Genomic DNA, 17942 nt, shown 5'->3' with positions numbered 1-17942 from the left:
TGTGACCTCTCCTGCCGGGACGCTGCTGTCGTACGCCCAGGAGCGGATGTGGCTCGGCCACCAGCTGGACCCCGCGGGGACGGAGTACAACGTCTGCCTGGCGCTGCGCCTGCGCGGCCCGCTGGACGTCCCGGCACTCGCCGGGGCGCTCGGCGACGTCGTCGCCCGCCACCAGGCGCTGCGCACCGTCTACCCGAACGTCGAAGGACGGCCGGTGGCCTCGGTGCTGCCACCGGCGCCGGTCGAGCTGCCGGTACACCCCGTGGCGTCGGAGGAGGAGGCCCGCAGGACGGCCGCCGCCGAGGCGCGGCGGCCGTTCGACCTGGCCGCCGGGCCGGTGCTGCGGGGCCGGCTCGCCCGGCTGGCCGCCGACGACCACGTCCTGGTGCTCGCCGTGCACCACATCGCCTTCGACGAGTGGTCCATGGGCGTCTTCCTCGGCGAGCTCGACGCCCTCTACCGGGCCCGCCTCGCCGGGCTGCCGGACCCGCTGCCCCCGCTGCCCGCCGGGTACGACGAGGTGGTGGCCGCCGAGCGGGCCGTGGATCTGGCGCCCGCCCTGGCGCACTGGCGCGGCGCCCTGGCCGGCCTGCCCTCGCTCGACCTGCCCACCGACCGCGTCCCCGCCACGAAGACCGCCGCCGAGCCCGCCACGGAGGGGGCGACGCTGACCTTCACCGTGCCGGCCGCCACCGCCGCCGTGCTCGGCACCGTGGCCCGGCGCTGCCGGGCCACCCCGTACATGGCCGGGCTCGCCGCGTTCGCCGCGCTGCTGTCGCGCCACTGCGGCCAGGACGACATCGCGCTCGGCAGCACCGTCGCCAACCGCGCCGCGCCGCACTCCGAGCACCTCGTCGGCGCTTTCTTCAACACCGTCGTGATGCGCGCCGACCTGTCGGGCGACCCGAGCTTCACCGAGTTGCTCCGCCGGGTCCGCGCCTACTGCCTGGACGCCCTCACCCACCAGCACCTGCCGTACCCGATGCTCGCCCAGGGCCGCGCCCCGCTCTTCCGTGTCCTGTACGAGCTGCACGCCGGCCTGCCGGAGAGCACGGCCCTCGGCGACCTGGCCGTGCAGCCGTTCGAGTTCCCCGACACCGCGGCCAAGTACGACCTCGCGCTGTCCCTGATGCCGGCAGGCGGCCACCTGCTGGGGCACCTGACCTACCGCGTCGACCTGTTCGAGCCCGGCACCGCCCGGCGGCTCGCCGAGTCCTTCGTCCACCTGCTCGCCCAGGTCGCCGCCGCACCCGAGGTACCGCTCAGCGCCCTGGAGATCCTCCCGCCCGCCGAGCGCGAGACGCTGCTCGCGGCCTGCCGGGGGCCGGAACCGCTGGGCCGGCTGGACGTCTGCGCGCACGAGCTGTTCGAGCGGCAGGCCCGGCGCACCCCGCAGGCCGTCGCGCTGACCTTCGGCGAGATCAGGCTGAGCTACCGGGAGCTGAACGCCAGGGCCAACCGGATCGCGCACTGGCTGCGCGGCAGGGGCATGGGCCCGGAGAGCATCGTCGCCGTCCGCCTGCGACGCTCCGACTGGCTCGTCGCCGCCTTCCTCGGCATCTGGAAGGCCGGGGCCGCCTACCTGCCGCTCGACCCCCATCTGCCGGCCGCCCGGCTGGAGTACATGCTGGCCGACTCAGGTGCCCGGCTGGTGCTGGACGATGAGGCCGCCCTGGAAGCCGAGAGCGCCGGATATCCCTCCGGCGACCCGGACCCGACCACCGTGTCCGGCAACCTGGCCTACCTCATCTACACCTCCGGCTCGACCGGGCGTCCCAAGGGCGTCATGGTCGGGCACCGGGGCCTGGTGAACTTCCTGCGCTGGTGCGTGTCGGCCTACGCCGTCGGCGGCGTGGGCGGGGCCCCGCTCTTCTCCTCGGTCGCCTACGACATGGTCGTGCCCAACATCTACACGCCGCTGGTGGTGGGCCAGTGCCTGCACGTCGCCGCCGAGGACACCGCCCTCGACGAGCTGGGCACCGCGCTGTCGGCCCGGCCGTACGGGTTCGTCAAGCTCACCCCCGGACACCTGGAGGTGCTGGCCGGGCAGCTCTCCGCCGAGCAGGCCGCGGGACTGGCCGGGGTCCTGGTGGTGGGCGCCGACGCCTTCCCCAGCCGGGCGCTGGCGTTCTGGCAGGCGCTGGACCCGGCGCCGGTGCTGCTCAACGAGTACGGCCCGACCGAGGCGTCCGTCGCCAACTGCGTGCACACCGTGACCGGCCCGATCGGCGGCGAGCTGGTCCCCATCGGCAGGCCCATCCCCGGCACCGCCATGTACGTGCTGGACGACGCCATGCGTCCGCTCCCGATGGGGGTGCCCGGCGAGTTGTACATCGGCGGCGAGTGCGTGGTGCGCGGCTACCACGGCAGGCCCGCGCTGACCGCCGAGCGCTTCCTGCCCGACCCCTTCGGCCCGCCGGGCTCGCGGCTCTACCGCACCGGGGACCTGGGCAGGCTCCGCGCCGACGGGGAGTTCGAGTTCCTCGGCAGGCTCGACGACCAGGTGAAGGTGAGGGGATTCCGTGTCGAGTTGGGAGAGGTCGAGGCCGCCCTGGACGAACTGCCGGGCGTCGAGCAGTCGGTCGTCATCGCCGCACCCGTGCCCGACCCCCGAACCGAACCCGGAACCGTACCGGTACCCGAACCCCGGCCCGGATCCGGAACCGCGCCCGTACCCGGGCCCCGGCCCGGACCTGGACCCGTACCCGTTCCCGAACCCCGGCCCGGATCCTCTGGACCCGGATCCTCTGGACCCGCATCCGCGATCGGTTCCGGCTCCGGAGGAGGGCGAAGGCTCGTCGCCTACGTCGTCGGCACCGCGACGGCGGCCGAGATGCGCGCGGGCCTGGCCCGGAGCCTGCCCGAGTACATGGTGCCCTCGGTCTTCGTGCGGCTGCCCGCGATCCCGCTCAACCGCAACGGCAAGGTGGACCGATCCGCGCTGCCGGAGGTGAACGCCGCCACCGTGCGAGACGCGGAGGAGGAGCCCGCTCCGCGCCGGGCGCGCACCGCCGTCGAGGGGCAGATCGCCGACCTGATCGCCGGGCTGCTCGGGATCGGCTCCGAGGACGTCGGCGCGGACGAGGACCTGTTCGCCAGGGGTATCGACTCCCTCGGCGCGGTACGGCTGATGGCGAGTGTGGAACAGCGCCTGGGCGTGAAGGTCAAGCTCCGCAGGTTCCTGGCCAACGCCACGGTCAGCGGCCTGGCCACCCTGGTGTCCGCAGCCGTCCCCGGTTCCGACCGTGGCTTCGGGCACGCCTCCGACGGGTCTTCGGGGCCCGGCCCGGCCCCCGGCACCGCCCCCGATCCCGCCTCCGGCTCCTCCGGTCCCGCCCGGGAGCCCGGCCACGGCGCCGACCTGGGGAGTGACGGTGCTCCGGCCGCCTCGCTCCCCGTGATCACCCCGCTGGCCGTCTCCACGTCCGCCGGAGCCCCGCTGTACTGCTTCCATCCGCTCGGCGGCTCCGCGCGCTGCTACGCGGGGCTGGCGGCCAGGCTCGCCGCGCACCGGCCGGTCCACGCGTTGCAGGCGCTGGAGTCGGGGGTGAAAGCCGGTTCGCTGCCGGACATGGCCGCCAGGTACGCCCGGGAGCTGGCCGGTTCGGGACTGGACCTGGCGCGTCCGTACACGCTCGCCGGCTGGTCCGCGGGCGGTGTGCTGGCCTTCGAGACGGCCAGGCGGCTACAGGCGCTCGGCCACCAGGTCGACCAGGTGGTGCTGATCGACTCGGTGCTGCCCGAGGTGTTCGTGACCGACCTGCTGGGCGAGCTGGCCGAACTGGAGGCGCTGATCGACCGGCTGGCCCCGCTGGGCGCCGCCGAGGCCCGGCAGACCCTGCTCGACTCCAAGGTGGGCTTCTTCGCCGGGCTCGGCATGACCTCCTCCCAGGTGGCCGCCTACCACGAGGCGTACGGGCCGGAGCTGCTGCGGCTCTGGCGCGACAGCCTGCGCGGCCTGGCCGACTACCGGGCCGGCTGGTTCCACGGCCGGGTCACCCTGTTGGCCAGCGAGTCGCATCCGCCCGCGCTGCGCGCCGTCCAGGAGGCGGGCTGGCGCCAGACCGTCTCCGACCTGACCGTCCACGAGATCCCCGGAGAGCACCACGAACTTCTCCGCGCCCCGCACGTCGATCTGATCAGCCGTTTCCTCACCGGCTGAGGACGCCGGCGGAGGATCGGCTTTGGCGTCCTCATTTGTTTTTAGGTACCCTCGATCTTCAGGTCGAGAGGCGCTGCAACGGGCTCAGGCCCGCCACGCTCGACCCCGATCCTCTACCAAGGGCGCCTCCCACAACGGGAGGTGGTCCGATGAACGATTCTTCGAGGCACAGCGACGAGCACGGGAACGGTGTGCCGGGAGCGGACGACCGGGTAAGGGCACTGCGGGAGCTGCTGGAGCGGCGGATCGCGGTGCTCGACGGGGCCTGGGGCACGATGCTGCAGGGCGCCTCGCTCACCCCGGCCGACTATCGCGGCGAGCGGTTCGCAGAGCACCCGCGTGACCTGACCGGCGACCCGGACCTGCTGAACCTGACCCGCCCCGACGTCATCCTGGACATCCACCGCCGGTATCTCGCGGCGGGCGCGGACATCACCACCACCAACACCTTCACCGCGACCAGCGTCGGCCAGGCCGACTACGGGCTGGAGCCATGGGTGCGGGAGATGAACCTGCGGGGCGCCCAGCTGGCGCGCCAGGCCGCGGACGAGGCGGGCGGACGTTTCGTGGCCGGCTCGATCGGCCCGCTGAACGTCACGCTCTCGCTCTCCCCGCGCGTCGAGGACCCGGCCTACCGGGCGGTGACCTTTGACGAGGTCCGCGCCGCGTACGCCGAGCAGATCCAGGCGTTGGCCGACGGTGGGGTCGACCTGCTGCTGATCGAGACGATCTTCGACACGCTCAACGCGAAGGCCGCGATCGCCGCCGCGCGCGAGGTCGCCCCGCACCTGCCGCTGTGGATCTCGGTGACGATCGTCGACCTGAGCGGGCGCACGCTGTCGGGGCAGACCGTCGAGGCGTTCTGGAGCGCGATCCGGCACGCCGAACCGCTCGTGGTCGGCGTGAACTGCGCGCTGGGCGCCAAGGAGGCGCGTCCGCACGTCGCCGAGCTGTCGCGCCTGGCGGACACCTACGTGGCCTGCCATCCCAATGCCGGCCTGCCCAACGCGTTCGGCGGCTACGACGAGACCCCCGAGGAGACGGCGGCGCTGCTCGACGAGTTCGCCAGGGCGGGCATGGTCAACGTCGTCGGCGGGTGCTGTGGGACCTCGCCGGAGCACATCGAGCGGATCGCGGCCGCCGTGTCCGGCCTCCCGCCCCGCCAGATCCCGGCGCCGGAGGCCCGCACCCGGTTCAGCGGCCTGGAGCCCTTCGAGATCGGCCCGGACACCGGGTTCGTCATGATCGGGGAGCGCACCAACGTCACCGGCTCGGCGCGTTTCCGGCGCCTGATCGAGGCGGACGACCACCAGGGCGCCGTCGACGTCGCCCTGGAACAGGTGCGCGGCGGGGCCAACCTGCTCGACGTCAACATGGACGCCGACCTGCTCGACAGCGAGCGGGCGATGACCACCTTCCTGAACCTGATCGCGACCGAGCCGGAGGCCGCCCGCATCCCGGTCATGATCGACAGTTCGCGGTGGAGCGTGCTGGAGGCCGGGCTCAAGTGCGTGCAGGGCAAGGGCGTCGTCAACTCGATCAGCCTCAAGGAGGGCGAGGAGTCGTTCCTGGAGCAGGCGCGGATCATCCGGGGCTACGGGGCCGGCGTGGTGGTCATGGCCTTCGACGAGCAGGGGCAGGCCGACACCGTGGAGCGCAAGGTGTCGATCTGCGCCCGCGCCTACGACCTGCTGACGCGGAAGGCCGGGTTCGCCGCCGAGGACATCGTGTTCGACCCCAACGTGCTCGCGGTCGCCACCGGCATCAGCGAGCACAACGGCTACGCGAAGGCGTTCATCGAGGCGCTGCCGCTGATCAAGCAGCGCTGCCCGGGAGCGCGGACCAGCGGCGGCATCTCCAACCTGTCGTTCTCCTTCCGGGGCAACGACGTCGTACGTGAGGCGATGCACTCGGCGTTCCTCCTGCACGCCGTGCGCGCCGGCCTCGACATGGGCATCGTCAACGCCGGGCAGCTCGCGGTCTACCAGGACATCCCCGCCGACCTGCTCGAACTCGTCGAGGATGTGATCTTCGACCGGCGTCCGGACGCCACCGACCGGCTCGTCGCCTTCGCCGAGACGGTGAGCGGGTCCGGCACCCGCCGGGTCGTGGACCTGTCCTGGCGGGAGGCGCCGGTGACGGAGCGGCTGGCGTACGCCCTGGTGCACGGCATCGTCGACTTCATCGACGCCGACACCGAGGAGGCCCGGCAGCTGAAGGCGAGCCCCCTGGAGGTGATCGAGGGGCCGCTGATGGACGGGATGAAGACCGTGGGCGACCTGTTCGGCGCGGGGAAGATGTTCCTGCCGCAGGTGGTCAAGAGCGCCCGGGTGATGAAGCGTTCGGTCGCCTACCTGGAGCCCTTCATGGAGGCGGAGAAGGAGCAGGCGCGGCTGGAGGGACGCCTCGACACCGGTCGCGGCCAGGGCAAGGTGGTGCTCGCGACCGTCAAGGGCGACGTGCACGACATCGGCAAGAACATCGTGGGCGTCGTGCTGGGCTGCAACAACTACCAGGTCATCGACCTCGGGGTGATGGTCCCGGCCTCCGTCATCCTGGACACCGCGATCGCCGAGGGCGCCGACGTCGTCGGGCTCTCCGGGCTGATCACCCCGTCGCTGGACGAGATGGTCACCGTCGCCGAGGAGATGCGCCGCCGCGGACTGAAGCTGCCCCTGCTGGTCGGCGGCGCCACGACGTCGCGCCAGCACACCGCGGTCCGCATCGCCCCCGCCTACGACCACAGCACGGTCCACGTGCTCGACGCCTCCCGCGTCGTCGGCGTGGTCTCCGACCTGCTGGACGCCGAGCGGGCCGGGGAACTGGACGCGAGCAACCGCGCCGACCAGGAGCGCCTGCGCGAGCAGTACGCGAGCAAGCAGCGCACCCCCCTGCTGGCCGTCGACCGGGCCAGGGCGAACCCCGAGCGGGTCCCGTTCGACGATCTGCCCGTCCCGGACTTCACCGGCGTCCGCGTCGTGGAGCCGGACCTGGCCGTTCTCCGGGAGATGATCGACTGGCAGTTCCTCTTCCTGGCCTGGGAGCTGAAGGGCAAGTACCCGGCGATCCTCGACCAGCCGGTGGCCCGCGAGCTCTTCGACGACGCGAACACCATGCTGGACCAGATCATCGCCGAGGGAAGCCTCCAGGCCAAGGGCGCCTACGGCTACTGGCCGGCCCACTCCGAGGGCGACGACATCGTGCTCGAACACGGCCTTCGCCTGCCGATGCTGCGCCAGCAGACGGCCAAGCCCGACGGCCGGCCCAACCGCTGCCTGGCCGACTACATCGCCCCGGCCGGAGACCACCTCGGCGGGTTCGCCGTGGCGATCCACGGTGCCGAGGAGCTCGCGGCCCGCTACGAGGCCCAGAACGACGACTACCGGTCGATCATGGTGAAGGCCCTCGCCGACCGTCTCGCCGAGGCGTTCGCCGAGCACATCCACCTGCAGGCACGGCGGGGCTGGTTCGAGCCGGACGCCGACCCCCTCATCGAGGACCTGCACGCCGAACGCTTCCGCGGCATCCGCCCCGCGCTCGGCTACCCCGCGAGCCCGGACCACAGCCAGAAGCGGGACCTGTTCGACCTGCTCGGCGCCGACCGGCTGGGCATGGGGCTGACCGAGTCCTTCGCGATGACCCCGGCCGCGAGCGTGAGCGGGCTGATCTTCGCCCACGAGTCGTCGCGGTACTTCACCGTGGGGCGCCTCGGCCGGGACCAGGTCGAGGACTACGCCCTGCGGCGCGGCCTCGACCTCGCGGAGGTGGAGCGCTGGCTGCGGCCCAACCTGGCCTACGACCCGGAGTGATTTGATCCGTCGGCCGGTGCCGAAGGCCGATGACGGCCCCGGCCGACGGGATTCACCTGTAAAACCATGATGCCCTGCTGTACGAGATGTGCTATGAAGTCCTTTAGGGGCTGATCGATTTCCTGCATAGGGTCCAACGGATTGGCCCGGCGCCTCCGCCTGAGTAGCGGGACGCTCGTCGGGACGGTTCCTGGCCGGAGCGGATGAGTGGCCCTCCACCAGGGGCGGCGCGACGAGCCCGGAGCGGTCCCGCGAGACGGCCGTAACGACAGGCGGTTCTCCTTGATGACGGCCGTCTGCGGCCGGGCCGCCCCATGACTTACAAGTCGTCCTCCAGCGCCGGTCTCTAGTGCCGCAGCAGGCAACGTTCGCCCTGTTGTGATGTGATGCGCCGCCCGGACTCTGTCGCGCGCGGCGCGCGGCCGTCATGCTGTGCGGGTGGCAGAGCTTATACGGGCCGAGGGTGGCACTGGTAGCTTACGCCTCAGCCCAGACGCCCAGTTCGTTCCCGCTCGGATCAGTGAAGTGGAACCGGCGTCCACCGGGGAACTCGTACGGCCCGTTCACCACCTGGCCGCCCGCGTTCTTCACGGCCTCCGCAGACCGGTCCAGGTCGGTGGAATAGAGCAGCAGAAACGGGCCGCCTGCCCGCACCTCCTGGCCTGTGCGGAGACCGCCCGCTTCGGGTGCGGCTTCCCCCTGCGGGCTCTGGATGCCGGCGTACCCTGGCCCATAGTCGTTGAATCGCCAGCCGAACGCTTCGGTGTAGAAGCGCTTGGCCTGCTCAAGGTCGGTGACCGTGAGCTCCACGTAGTCAATGGCATGGTGTCGGTGCGGAGATAGCTGAGTCATGTACTGCATTATGTGCTTCGGCTACGACACGTCGTTGTCCTTCGACCGTCAGCGTCGCGTCCAGGCCGATGCTGCGGGCTCGTTCCACCAGTTCCGGGACGTGGTCGAGCCCGCGCGGCGGGGTGGTGTCGTCGTCGCGCAGTGCCTGCAGGGTCGCGCGCAGTTCCCGGGTCGCCTCACGACCGGCCTCCTGGATCACCAGCAGGGCCTCCGGCACCTGTTCACCACGCTTGCGGGCCACGTGGACGGCGACTTCGGCCTGCACCTTGATGACCGAGATCTGGTGGGTGAGCGAATCGTGCAACTCTCGCGCGATGCGCAGCCGCTCCTCGTTGGCGCGGCGCCGCGCGGTCTCCTCCCGGGTGCGCTCGGCGGCCCGCATCGATAAGGAGCGGTGGCAGTTCTTCCAGCAACTCTGTGTCGAGGCCGGGCCGCAGGCGGCCGGAGCGGTTCGGCGGCTGCTGGAGCACCTGGGTACCGGGCGAGGGGAGGGGATTTCTGGGCGTCCTTCCAGGTGTCTCGCTCGCCGTCGAGAGCATCCGGGATGTCGTGGTCGCCTGTCTGGGTTGGTTGCGGGCCACTATGAACCGGGAGGTCTGACCTTCGCAGTGGTCAGGTCTCGGAGAGCTGGAACCAGACCACCCGGCCGGTGGGGGTCTCGTACCAGCCCCAGGCGGTGGACAGTTCCTGGACCAGCCAGAGGCCGCGTCCGCCGCCGCTGTCGGGGGCGACGTCCGGGCAGATCCGAGGCACCTGTCCGGTTGATCCGGCGTCGATGACGTCGATGTGGAGCGTTCCACTGTCGTTCGCAACAGCGACGGAGACCCGGCCGTCGGGGTGACGGCCGGAGTCGGAGTGGCGTACCGCGTTGGTGAAGAGTTCGCTGACCAGCAGCAGCGCGTCGTCGGTCTGCTTGTGGTCGATGCGGTCGAGCAGGTCGCGGACGTAGCGGCGGGCCAGGGGGACGGACTCCACCTCGGCCGGAAGGTCGGCCCGCCCCAGCGGCTCCGGTGCCCTCATCGCGCCACCTCCAGGAGTCGCTCCGCGGCTGTCCGCATCCTGTTCCGGCCCTGCCGTTCGTGGTCGAACCGGTCGCGGTTCGCTCGGGCAGAGGTCCGCTCCCAGGTGAACACCGAGGTACGGCCCCGCTGCGCGGTGGCGACCCTGGACCGCCCCGGCGGCACGAAGATCTCCACACTCGGCCGACGGCCGGGCGAGAGCCTGACCACGGAGTCGAACCCGAGATCGTTCAACTCCCAGGCCAACTCCAGCAACTCACCACCCCACCCTTGAAGATCACGAACCTTCATCTTCCTGCCATCCCTCCGGCGGTCCTGAAGCTGTTCGGCGTTGGACGTGATGGGCTTGCGGCTTACGTGGAACGGGCTGCGAAGCCTGTGATTGCGACGTACCATCACTCTCGGTGAGTGAGCATGTGCTAAATCTGCACCTGCAAATCTGAACCTGCAAGCGCTTTCGCACAATCAGTCAAAGATTCATTACGATGTGTGATCAAACAGGTGTCTTGAGAGGAAACCCATGGTCAGCTTCTCGCCGACCGTCCGCCATCGACGATTGCTGCAGGAGTTGCGACAACTCCGCATCGCGGCCGGCCTCAAGCAGGAGGAAGTGGCTGATCATCTGAATTGGTCGACGTCGAGGATGACCAAAGTGGAGGGCGGGACGCTGCGGATCTCCGTCAACGACGTCCGGGCCATGTTGCAGCTCTACGGACTTCGTGAGGGTGCCGAGTACGAAGCGCTCGTCCAACTGGCGAAACAGGCGAAGGAACGAGGGTGGTGGCATGCCTACAGCGATGTGATCCCGCAGTGGTTCCAGGTCTACGTAGGGCTGGAAGCGGAGGCGTCGTCACTTCGTAACTACGAACCCGAGCTCGTTCACGGGCTCTTCCAGACCGAGGACTACGCTCGCGCCATCTACCGGGCGGCACGGGTGACCGACGCACCCGACGAGATCGAGCGGCACGTCAGCTTGCGCATGGCTCGTCAGAATGTCATCACCCGATCCGAGCAGCCCATGAACTTCTGGGCGATCGTGAACGAGGCCGCTCTACGTCGCCGCGTCGGTGGTACTCGTGTTATGAAAGAACAACTTCAGCGCCTCGCGGACATTTCGGCTCAGCCCAATGTGACCATCCAGGTCCTGCCGTATGCCATCGGCGCGCATGCGGCGATGCTCGGATCGTTCGCCATCCTGTCCTTCTCCGACGGAGCGAGTGAAGTCACCTACCTGGAGTACGTAACGGGCAGTCTCTATCTGGAGAAGACCGAAGAGATTCAGGCATATACGCTGGCATATGACCACCTGCGTGCTTCGGCTCTCGATCCCCGGGATTCAATCGATATGATCGCGAAGCTCGCAAAAGAAGATCTGTAAGCGTTGATAGGGGAGCAAAGTGTCCCATGAAGAACTATCTAGAGCTGTCTGGCGAAAGAGTAGTCGTAGTGGCGGGAACGGTGGCAGTTGTGTCGAAGTGGCCTCTTTGAATGGAGGACGCGTAGGTGTTCGTGACAGCAAGGATCGGAGCGGGCCGGCGCTGATTTTCACTTCCACTGAGTGGCGGACCTTCATCGGCGGTATCAAAGGCGGTGAGTTCGGCAATCCGGCCAGTTGATCGCGATCGATGATCAGGTTAGCTGCCCTTATGAAGGGGGCGAAATATCCGTGTTGGACCTATCTCGGGTAACGTGGCGAAAGAGCTCGCGCAGCGGGAACGGCCAAAACTGCGTGGAGGTCGGCGTCTGGCAGAAGAGCTCCTTCAGTGGCAATGGTCAAGACTGCGTCGAAGTCGCTCTCGGCGACACCTCCCGAACAGAGGTCGAGCCCGGCCCGGACTCCGAGCGGCTCGTCCTGGTCCGTAACTCCAAGGACCCCGAGGGGCCGGTGTTGGCCTTTACTCCTGGCGAGTGGGACGCCTTCATCGCCGGCATCAAGCGCGGTTCCCTCGCGGATCTGGCCGTCTGACGGTCTGTCCGAGGCACCGGCCACGGTCGCGGCTTGGGGACCGTCGAAGCACTGTCGGCCGTACCGCTGTGAAGAGCGTCGTTCCTGAGAAGGGGGCGGCACCCTGCCTGTGGCAGGGTGGTGTGTTGATGACTTTAAAGGGCTCGCTGGTTTGTAGTCGGCGGGTGGTCGATCCGATCGGGCAGTTCGCCGGTCGGCTTGAGCGCTACAAGGGCAGCATGATGATCCGCGAGTTCCGCGACCACCTGAACCACGAACTCGCCACCTGATGACCGCGCCGGGTCCGACGCCGAGGGGGGTGGGAAATGCCGCTCGCCCCGGAGTGACCCGGCGTCGTCAGCAGTCGCGGGCGACGGCGGCGCGGGTCCGATCACCGGAATTGCAGCGTGGAGGCCCCGTCGTTCACGGCGGGGAGGAATGCGGGAAAACAGTGCCGCCCGGTAGCGGTGAGTGACATATTCGGTGCGTGCTGGTGACATGGTGGCCTGGCCGTGGCGCTGGGGGCTGGCTGAATGCGTCGAGGCGATGACGGTGGTCGGCAACGAATATGCATGCAAGATGCATGCTAACGTGGAGGTGTGGGAATCATACAGATTCGAGATGTCCCCGAAGCGACCGAGCGGACGCTGAAGGCGCGAGCCGAGCGTGAGGGAAAATCGCTGACGGCCTACCTGCGTGATCTGCTGAACGAGGAGGCGGCCACCCCGGCTCTGGACGAGGTGATGGCCAAGATCGCGGCCGATGAGCCGGTTCCGTACGACCCCGATTTCGTCCGCGAGACCCTGCGCGAGGACCGCCGGTGAGTCTGGTCGTGGACGCCTCGATCGTTTTCCGCCTGCTGGCCAACGTGAAGGGTGACGATCTTCTTCGTCGGCGGTTGGCGCGCAAGGTGCACGCTCCGGCGTTGATCGACGTGGAGATCGCCTCGGTGGTGCGCGGGCATGTGATCACGAGTAAGCCGGAGGTGCGGATTTCCGAGGCGCGGGGCCGGATCATGCTGGAGCGCTACGCCCAGCTGCGGATCGTCCGGCATCCGATGCTGCCTCTGCAGTCGCGGGTGCTGGAACTGCGCGACAATCTCACCGCCTACGACGGCATGTACGTGGCCCTCGCCGAACTGCTGGGAATGCCGCTGCTGACCGACGACGCCAAGTTCGCCGGTGCGACGGGACACCGAGCGGAGATCCACCGCTACCCACCCCCGCTGCCGTAACCACGAACCAGCGGAGGCGTAACCGGTTGGCCGGTAGGTCCGCTTCCAGCTCAGTCAGGAGCCGCTGCCGTAACCACGAAACGCCAGAGGCGTAACCGGAGAAAGCGCGAATGGCGGGCTTCCGATTCCGCGGGGGAGTTCCCGGCGCCACTTCCACGCCCCAGAGGACATGCTTGTCGCACTATGCGGTCGGGGCCCACTCGGTGGCGAAGGTTTCCATCTGCTTGAGGACGAGGTCCACGGCCGCGCGTTCCTCGTCCGGTGGGTAGTCGAACCGTGTGAGCAGGCGTCGGATGCGGTTGCGCAGCTTGGCGCGTACCGGCTCGCGGGAGAGCCAGTCGACGGTCAGGTTCTTGCGGATGTCCGCGACCAGCGCGCGGGCGATCTGTGCGAGGGTGTCGTCGCCCATCAGGGCCTTCGCCAGGCCGTGGTTGGCCACCGCGTCGTAGAAGGCCAGCTCGGCGTGGTTGAGCGGAGGGTCGAATCGCTCACCGCGCCGGGCTTCCGCGGAGACCTCCTTGGCCATGGCGACCAGCTCGGCGATCATTTCGGCGCTGCTGAGCTGCTGCCGCATGTAGCGGATCATCAGGTCTTCGAGCTTCTCGGCGAAGCTCTCCCGGCGGATGATGTTGTGCCGGGTCACCTCGCGCATTTTCTGCTCGATCAACCGGCGCAGGGCCTCGGCCGTCAGGTGCGGGGTCTCGGTGTTCTGGAGCTCGCGCAGATGTTCACCGTTGAGATTGGTGATGTCGAGGTTGCCGAGGCCGGCCTCGGCGTACAGATCGGTGATCGTGTCGGCGTCGACGACGGAGGCCGCGAGCTGGGAGAGGTAGACGTTGACCTCCGAGGCCAACGGCTTGCCACTGGCCTCGCGGTCCGCGGCGTCCAGCTTCACCATCCAGGCGCGCACCTCCCCATGAGGTGAGGTCCTCGAAGCGCTCAGAGATGTCCCTGCTGGCCGCACAGAGCCGGTAGAACCGCTCCAGGCGCGTGGCGCTCTCCTTGAAACGTACGGCGAGTGTCTTGGCGCCCTGCTCGACCTGGTTGCTGGGGGTGCGCGGGTCGCGCAGATGGTTGGCGGTAAGGCGCAGGGCATGCACGTACGGCTTGGGCCTGGAAGTCTCGGCCAGTAGTGCCTGCCAGGGGATGCCGGAGAGCAGGCCGCAGATGGTGGTGTGCTCGTTGCGGACCTCGGTGATGGCCCGGTCCACGTCCCGGCCTAACGTCTGGTCCTGCTGGTCACCGGGGCTGTATTCGCCAAGAGCCTTCTTGAGGTTCTCGGTGAGCGGCGCGTAGCCGACGAGCAGGCCGTCCTGCTTGCCACGGAAGCGGCGGTTGACCCGGGCCAGGGCCTGCATCAGGTTCGCCCCCCGCATGGGACGGTCCATACAGAGGGTGTGGATCGGCGGAGCGTCATAGCCGGTGAGCAGCATGGAGTGCACGATGATCAGCTCCAGCTCGTCATCGGGGTCCTTCGCGCGCTCCTGAACGATCTTTTGCCCGGAGGGGCGTAGGGCATGAGCTTTCAGCTCCTGCTTGTCACCGAGGCCGCTGTGAAAGACGATCTTCATCTTGCCGTTGTGTGGCTCTTTGCCCACCCAGTCGGGCCGCAGCTTGGCGAGGTCGCCGGGCATCGAGAGAACGTCTCGCTGCGCTTCTACGACCTGCCCAACGTGCACCGCGTCATCATCACTGACAACGTCGCCTACCTGACCATCTATCGGCAGGCAGAACACGGCCGCAACTCGCCGTGTATCGTCGCGCGGAGCCCTGGACTGATGTACGACTACGCCTTACTCCTTTTCGGTACCGCATGGGAGCACAGCCGTCCGGCGGAGTGATCCGTGTCGGTAACGGAGGTTTTCACTCCGAGTCCTTCGCGATGACGCCCGCGGCCAGCGTCAGCGGGCTGATCTTCGCCCATCCGTCGTCACGGTACTTCACCGTGGGGCGCCTCGGCAGGGACCAGGTCGAGGACTACGCCCTGCGGCGCGGCCTCGACCTCGCCGAGGTCGAGCGCTGGCTGCGCCCCAACCTCGCCTACGACCCCGAGTAAGCCGAACCGTCGGCCGGTGCCGTGGGTCGCTGACGGCCCGGCCGCCGGGATGTGGTTCATCCCGATGACCGGTGGCGGAGGTCGGGGAGGGGCGAGGGTGACGTGCTCGCTGCTCGCCACAGGAGCTCGTGACCGCGTCCGAGGTAGGCCGGTCCCACGTCTCGCACCACGCCGCCGGCCATCGCGACGATCGAACGGCCCCCAGCCGCGCCGGGGGCCGTTCGCCGCGTTCAAAGAGCGGAAGATCAGACGCCGAACGCCGCCGGGTAGCGGATGACGCCGCTCGGGACCGGCTGTTCAGGGTTGAGAGCGAGCGCCATCATGTACTTGTCCTCGACGTCGAAGGGCGGGCGGATGCCGAATCCGGAGGCCGGGGTGAAGCCGAAGCGCGGGTAGTACTCGGCGTGGCCGAGCACGAGCACCAGGTTCTCGCCCTGCTCGCGGGCGGCTTGCAGAGCGGCGCGGATGGCGGCGGAACCCGCGCCTCGCCGCTGATGGTCGGGCTTGACGGCGCACGGGCCCAAGGTGAGGGCGGGTGAGTCGCCGACGTGGCAGCGGGTGAGCAGCGCGTATCCGGCGAGCTCGCCGCCGGGGGCCTCGGCCAGCCAGGACAGGCCGGCCAGCCACGCCTGCGGGTCGGCCCGCAGCGCTTCGATGAGGTCGGCCTCGAGCGGGGTGGGGAAGGCGGCAAGGTTGATGTCGCGGATGATGGCGACATCGCCGGCGCTCTCGGGACGGGTGGTGAGGGAAGAGGTCATGATCGGGTTCGTCTCCTTGTCCTTCTGCGGATGCAGGACATAGCCGGTGTACTGGTAGTCCGCGCCGTGCTCGCGGCGCATGGTGATCTCTTGCAGGGTGGCCGCGACCGCCTCGCGCATCCCGGGTACGGCCAGGTCGGCCGCGTGGGCGCGCTGTGACAGCGGCGTGTAGTACTCCTCGAACCAGTCGCGGTCGGGGAACGGATGCAGCGCGGTGACGGAGTACCCTGCGGCGTGCGCCGCGGCGATGTTGTGCTCTCGTGTGCGCAGCGGATACGCCTGATCCCAGAACGCGCGGGCTTCGGGAAATGGGGAGTCGGTGCTCCATTCGCATTCGGTGACGACCAGCCGGCCACCCGGGGCGAGCAACCGCCGCCAGGAGCGCAGCGCGGTGTCGAAGCCGATGATGTACGCGGATCCTTCGGCCCAGATCAGGTCGAAGCTCTCGTCCGCGAAGGGCAGGTCCGCCATCGACGCCCGTACGGTGTGGACGACGAGGCCGCGGTCGGCGGCGGTTCGTGCCAGCTCGTCGAGGTACGGCTGATGCAGGTCGACCGCGGTGACCTCGGCGCCGGCCCGGGCCAGTACCAGCGAGGAGCGGCCCGGCCCGCAGCCGATGTCCAGCACGCGCGAGCGCGGCGCCAACGGCCCGGCCAGGGACAGCAGGTGGCGGGTGGTCGCATCGGAGCCGGGGCCTTGACGTGCCAGGTTGTCGTGCAGGGCGAAGAACGCCGCCACTGCGGGATCGCTGATCGGGTCGTGCGGGCTTTCGGGCATGGTGGTGCGGGCTCCTGACGGACGATGAGCGGTCGGGGAGGTCGGTGGGATGCGGCCGGTCATGGCTGCTGGTCCCGGAACCTGTAGGTGGCGCGCAGGTGACTGGTGATGGCCTTCTGCTGGTTGACACGCTCTTCGCGCAGCCGGGCATCGGTACGTGAGGCCGCCCAGGCGTTCTCCCGTTGCAGCTTGTGGTAGCTGCGCAGGCGACGTTCGGGCAGTTCACCCGCCTGGATGGCGGCCTGCACCGCACATCCTGGCTCGGTGTCGTGGGAGCAATCGCCGAAGCGGCAATACGCGGCGAGTTCTTCGATCTCGGCGAAGACCTGCTCCAGGCCGTCGGCGGCGTCGTGCAGGCTGATCCCGCGCAGGCCGGGCGTGTCGATGAGGACCCCGCCGCCGGGCAGGGGGAGCAGCTCGCGGCGGACGGTGGTGTGGCGGCCCTTGCCGTCCTGCTCTCGTACCGTGCCGGTGGCCAGCAGTTCCTCGCCGAGCAGCGTGTTGCCGAGGGTGGACTTGCCCGCGCCCGAGGGGCCGAGCAGCACGGTGGTGCCGTGTATCAGCGCGGCCAGCGCGTCGATGTTGTGACCGGTGGCGACGCTGGTGACCAGGACGTCCACGCCGGGTGCCAGCGCTTCGGCCTCGGCGTGGACGGCCTCGGGATCGTGGGCCAGGTCCGCCTTGGTCAAGACGATCACCGGCTGTGCTCCGCTCTCCCAGGCCAGGGCGAGCAGCCGCTCCAGTTTGGCCGCGTCCAGGGGCGTGGCCAGGGACAGGGCGATGACGACCGTGTCGACGTTGGCGGCGAGCACCTGTCCGTGGGAGGACCTGGACGCCGACGAGCGCACGATCGCGCTGTGCCGCGGCAGCAGCGCCACCAGGTGCGGTTCGGCGCCCGGGCGCAGCGCGGCCCAGTCGCCGGTGCAGGGCGTCAGGAGCGGTTCGGGCGGGTGCGGCGCGGCGAACGTGGCCCGCATCGGGCCCGACGTGGTGATCGCCGTGCACAGGCCGCGATCGACCCGGGAGATCCGGGCCGGCACGAGGCCCGCTTCATAGTGCTCGGTGAAGGTTCGGTCGAGTGCGCCGGTCCACCCATACCGGGACAGGCTGGATGGATCGGTGTACGTGTATGGCAACGTGAGAGACCCTTGCGGAGAAGGGGCCCCGACGAGACGCGGACATCACCCCGCCTGGCGAACCCGATGGCTCAAGGCTGGGGGAAGAAGTAGGTCAGACCGGGGCCCGGGACGTGAGGTTGGTCCGGGCGCTGCGCATAGCAGCGGTCTTCACCGCGGTCATCAAACCTCACCTCCCTCCCACGCCGATCCAA

The 17942-nt window shown here is 69.4% G+C and carries 16 protein-coding genes, 2 pseudogenes and 1 riboswitch; of the genes and pseudogenes, 9 read left to right on the top strand and 9 right to left on the bottom strand.

Features of this window, described 5'->3' with window-relative positions:
* Position 1 precedes the first annotated feature (1 nt).
* Both ACQP0P_RS26980 and metH read left to right on the top strand, forming a co-directional pair.
* The gene (locus ACQP0P_RS26980) at positions 2 to 4162 is read left to right on the top strand and encodes a non-ribosomal peptide synthetase (protein ID WP_433359269.1); all 4161 of its coding nucleotides are present in this window, start codon (positions 2 to 4) and stop codon (positions 4160 to 4162) included.
* 59 nt (positions 4163 to 4221) lie between these two features.
* Positions 4222 to 4297: riboswitch (S-adenosyl-L-homocysteine riboswitch) on the top strand.
* Positions 4298 to 4311: 14 nt separating this feature from the next.
* A complete protein-coding gene (metH, locus tag ACQP0P_RS26975; protein WP_433359268.1) occupies positions 4312 to 7971 on the top strand; it encodes a methionine synthase in 3660 nt (1219 codons plus the stop codon).
* A 477-nt stretch (positions 7972 to 8448) separates the two neighbouring features.
* On the opposite strand, the gene ACQP0P_RS26970 is transcribed toward metH, so the two are convergent.
* From ACQP0P_RS26970 to ACQP0P_RS26955, 4 genes are all read right to left on the bottom strand, one after another.
* Positions 8449 to 8823 carry a VOC family protein gene (locus ACQP0P_RS26970; RefSeq protein WP_433359267.1) on the bottom strand — a complete coding sequence of 125 codons (375 nt, stop codon included), beginning with the start codon at positions 8821 to 8823 and terminating at the stop codon, positions 8449 to 8451.
* Positions 8786 to 9205 (bottom strand): sensor histidine kinase, encoded by a 420-nt coding sequence (locus ACQP0P_RS26965; RefSeq protein ID WP_433359266.1) that lies wholly within the window; start codon positions 9203 to 9205, stop codon positions 8786 to 8788. The genes ACQP0P_RS26970 and ACQP0P_RS26965 overlap by 38 nt, the downstream gene beginning before the upstream one ends.
* A 230-nt stretch (positions 9206 to 9435) precedes the next feature.
* Positions 9436 to 9843 (bottom strand): ATP-binding protein, encoded by a 408-nt coding sequence (locus tag ACQP0P_RS26960; protein ID WP_433359265.1) that lies wholly within the window; start codon positions 9841 to 9843, stop codon positions 9436 to 9438.
* The gene (locus ACQP0P_RS26955) at positions 9840 to 10133 is read right to left on the bottom strand and encodes a hypothetical protein (RefSeq protein ID WP_433359264.1); all 294 of its coding nucleotides are present in this window, start codon (positions 10131 to 10133) and stop codon (positions 9840 to 9842) included. The genes ACQP0P_RS26960 and ACQP0P_RS26955 overlap by 4 nt, the downstream gene beginning before the upstream one ends.
* 229 nt (positions 10134 to 10362) lie before the next feature.
* Here ACQP0P_RS26955 and ACQP0P_RS26950 point away from each other — a divergent pair, with 229 nt between their 5' ends.
* The 5 genes from ACQP0P_RS26950 to ACQP0P_RS26930 all read left to right on the top strand — a co-directional run bounded on the left by ACQP0P_RS26950 (position 10363) and on the right by ACQP0P_RS26930 (position 13021).
* Entirely contained in the window at positions 10363 to 11220 is an 858-nt protein-coding gene (locus tag ACQP0P_RS26950; RefSeq protein ID WP_433359263.1) for a helix-turn-helix domain-containing protein, read from the top strand.
* Positions 11221 to 11239: 19 nt separating this feature from the next.
* A complete protein-coding gene (locus ACQP0P_RS26945; protein ID WP_433359262.1) occupies positions 11240 to 11458 on the top strand; it encodes a DUF397 domain-containing protein in 219 nt (72 codons plus the stop codon).
* Positions 11459 to 11508: 50 nt separating this feature from the next.
* Positions 11509 to 11808, top strand: coding sequence for a DUF397 domain-containing protein (locus ACQP0P_RS26940; RefSeq protein WP_433359261.1), 300 nt, complete (start codon positions 11509 to 11511; stop codon positions 11806 to 11808).
* A gap of 578 nt (positions 11809 to 12386) precedes the next feature.
* Entirely contained in the window at positions 12387 to 12611 is a 225-nt protein-coding gene (locus tag ACQP0P_RS26935; protein WP_350925258.1) for a FitA-like ribbon-helix-helix domain-containing protein, read from the top strand.
* Positions 12608 to 13021 (top strand): type II toxin-antitoxin system VapC family toxin, encoded by a 414-nt coding sequence (locus ACQP0P_RS26930; protein ID WP_433359260.1) that lies wholly within the window; start codon positions 12608 to 12610, stop codon positions 13019 to 13021. Before ACQP0P_RS26935 ends, ACQP0P_RS26930 begins: the two co-directional genes overlap by 4 nt.
* 181 nt (positions 13022 to 13202) lie before the next feature.
* Here ACQP0P_RS26930 and ACQP0P_RS26925 read toward each other — a convergent pair whose 3' ends face one another.
* Together ACQP0P_RS26925 and ACQP0P_RS26920 are read right to left on the bottom strand one after the other, a co-directional pair.
* On the bottom strand, positions 13203 to 13919 hold the full coding sequence (locus tag ACQP0P_RS26925; RefSeq protein ID WP_433359259.1) for a DUF3387 domain-containing protein: 717 nt from the start codon (positions 13917 to 13919) through the stop codon (positions 13203 to 13205).
* A 100-nt stretch (positions 13920 to 14019) separates the two neighbouring features.
* Positions 14020 to 14592 (bottom strand): annotated as a pseudogene (locus tag ACQP0P_RS26920) (type I restriction enzyme subunit R domain-containing protein); the annotation flags it as partial.
* Here ACQP0P_RS26920 and ACQP0P_RS26915 point away from each other — a divergent pair.
* Positions 14539 to 14862 carry a hypothetical protein gene (locus tag ACQP0P_RS26915; RefSeq protein WP_433382485.1) on the top strand — a complete coding sequence of 108 codons (324 nt, stop codon included), beginning with the start codon at positions 14539 to 14541 and terminating at the stop codon, positions 14860 to 14862. The pseudogene ACQP0P_RS26920 and the gene ACQP0P_RS26915 sit on opposite strands and share 54 nt — an antisense overlap.
* 41 nt (positions 14863 to 14903) lie before the next feature.
* The gene (locus ACQP0P_RS26910) at positions 14904 to 15077 is read left to right on the top strand and encodes a vitamin B12 dependent-methionine synthase activation domain-containing protein (RefSeq protein WP_433382123.1); all 174 of its coding nucleotides are present in this window, start codon (positions 14904 to 14906) and stop codon (positions 15075 to 15077) included.
* A gap of 245 nt (positions 15078 to 15322) precedes the next feature.
* Here the strand turns inward: ACQP0P_RS26910 and ACQP0P_RS26905 are convergent, their stop codons facing one another.
* The 3 genes and pseudogenes from ACQP0P_RS26905 to rsgA all read right to left on the bottom strand — a co-directional run bounded on the left by ACQP0P_RS26905 (position 15323) and on the right by rsgA (position 17748).
* Complete coding sequence (locus tag ACQP0P_RS26905) at positions 15323 to 15835, bottom strand: GNAT family N-acetyltransferase (RefSeq protein WP_240779918.1); 513 nt, start codon at positions 15833 to 15835, stop codon at positions 15323 to 15325.
* Positions 15836 to 16069: 234 nt separating this feature from the next.
* Positions 16070 to 16612 (bottom strand): annotated as a pseudogene (locus tag ACQP0P_RS26900) (class I SAM-dependent methyltransferase); the annotation flags it as partial.
* A gap of 59 nt (positions 16613 to 16671) precedes the next feature.
* Positions 16672 to 17748 carry a ribosome small subunit-dependent GTPase A gene (gene rsgA / locus ACQP0P_RS26895; protein WP_433359258.1) on the bottom strand — a complete coding sequence of 359 codons (1077 nt, stop codon included), beginning with the start codon at positions 17746 to 17748 and terminating at the stop codon, positions 16672 to 16674.
* Positions 17749 to 17942: the final 194 nt, after the last annotated feature.

It is taken from the genome of Streptosporangium sp. CA-115845 (assembly GCF_050943795.1).
Taxonomy (GTDB): Bacteria; Actinomycetota; Actinomycetes; order Streptosporangiales; family Streptosporangiaceae; genus Streptosporangium.
The sequence above is the reverse complement of the archived record's forward strand: the minus strand, read 5'-3'. Positions and strand labels throughout refer to the sequence as shown.

Excerpts from the sequence above, each read along its gene's own strand:
- metH (WP_433359268.1), top strand. The coding sequence starts at position 4,312 with ATGAACGATTCTTCGAGGCACAGCGACGAGCACGGGAACGGTGTGCCG.
- ACQP0P_RS26970 (WP_433359267.1), bottom strand. The coding sequence starts at position 8,823 with ATGACTCAGCTATCTCCGCACCGACACCATGCCATTGACTACGTGGAG.
- ACQP0P_RS26965 (WP_433359266.1), bottom strand. The coding sequence starts at position 9,205 with ATGCGGGCCGCCGAGCGCACCCGGGAGGAGACCGCGCGGCGCCGCGCC.
- ACQP0P_RS26960 (WP_433359265.1), bottom strand. The coding sequence starts at position 9,843 with ATGAGGGCACCGGAGCCGCTGGGGCGGGCCGACCTTCCGGCCGAGGTG.
- ACQP0P_RS26955 (WP_433359264.1), bottom strand. The coding sequence starts at position 10,133 with ATGAAGGTTCGTGATCTTCAAGGGTGGGGTGGTGAGTTGCTGGAGTTG.
- ACQP0P_RS26950 (WP_433359263.1), top strand. The coding sequence starts at position 10,363 with ATGGTCAGCTTCTCGCCGACCGTCCGCCATCGACGATTGCTGCAGGAG.
- ACQP0P_RS26925 (WP_433359259.1), bottom strand. The coding sequence starts at position 13,919 with ATGGTGAAGCTGGACGCCGCGGACCGCGAGGCCAGTGGCAAGCCGTTG.
- ACQP0P_RS26915 (WP_433382485.1), top strand. The coding sequence starts at position 14,539 with ATGAGCTTTCAGCTCCTGCTTGTCACCGAGGCCGCTGTGAAAGACGAT.
- ACQP0P_RS26910 (WP_433382123.1), top strand. The coding sequence starts at position 14,904 with ATGACGCCCGCGGCCAGCGTCAGCGGGCTGATCTTCGCCCATCCGTCG.
- ACQP0P_RS26905 (WP_240779918.1), bottom strand. The coding sequence starts at position 15,835 with ATGACCTCTTCCCTCACCACCCGTCCCGAGAGCGCCGGCGATGTCGCC.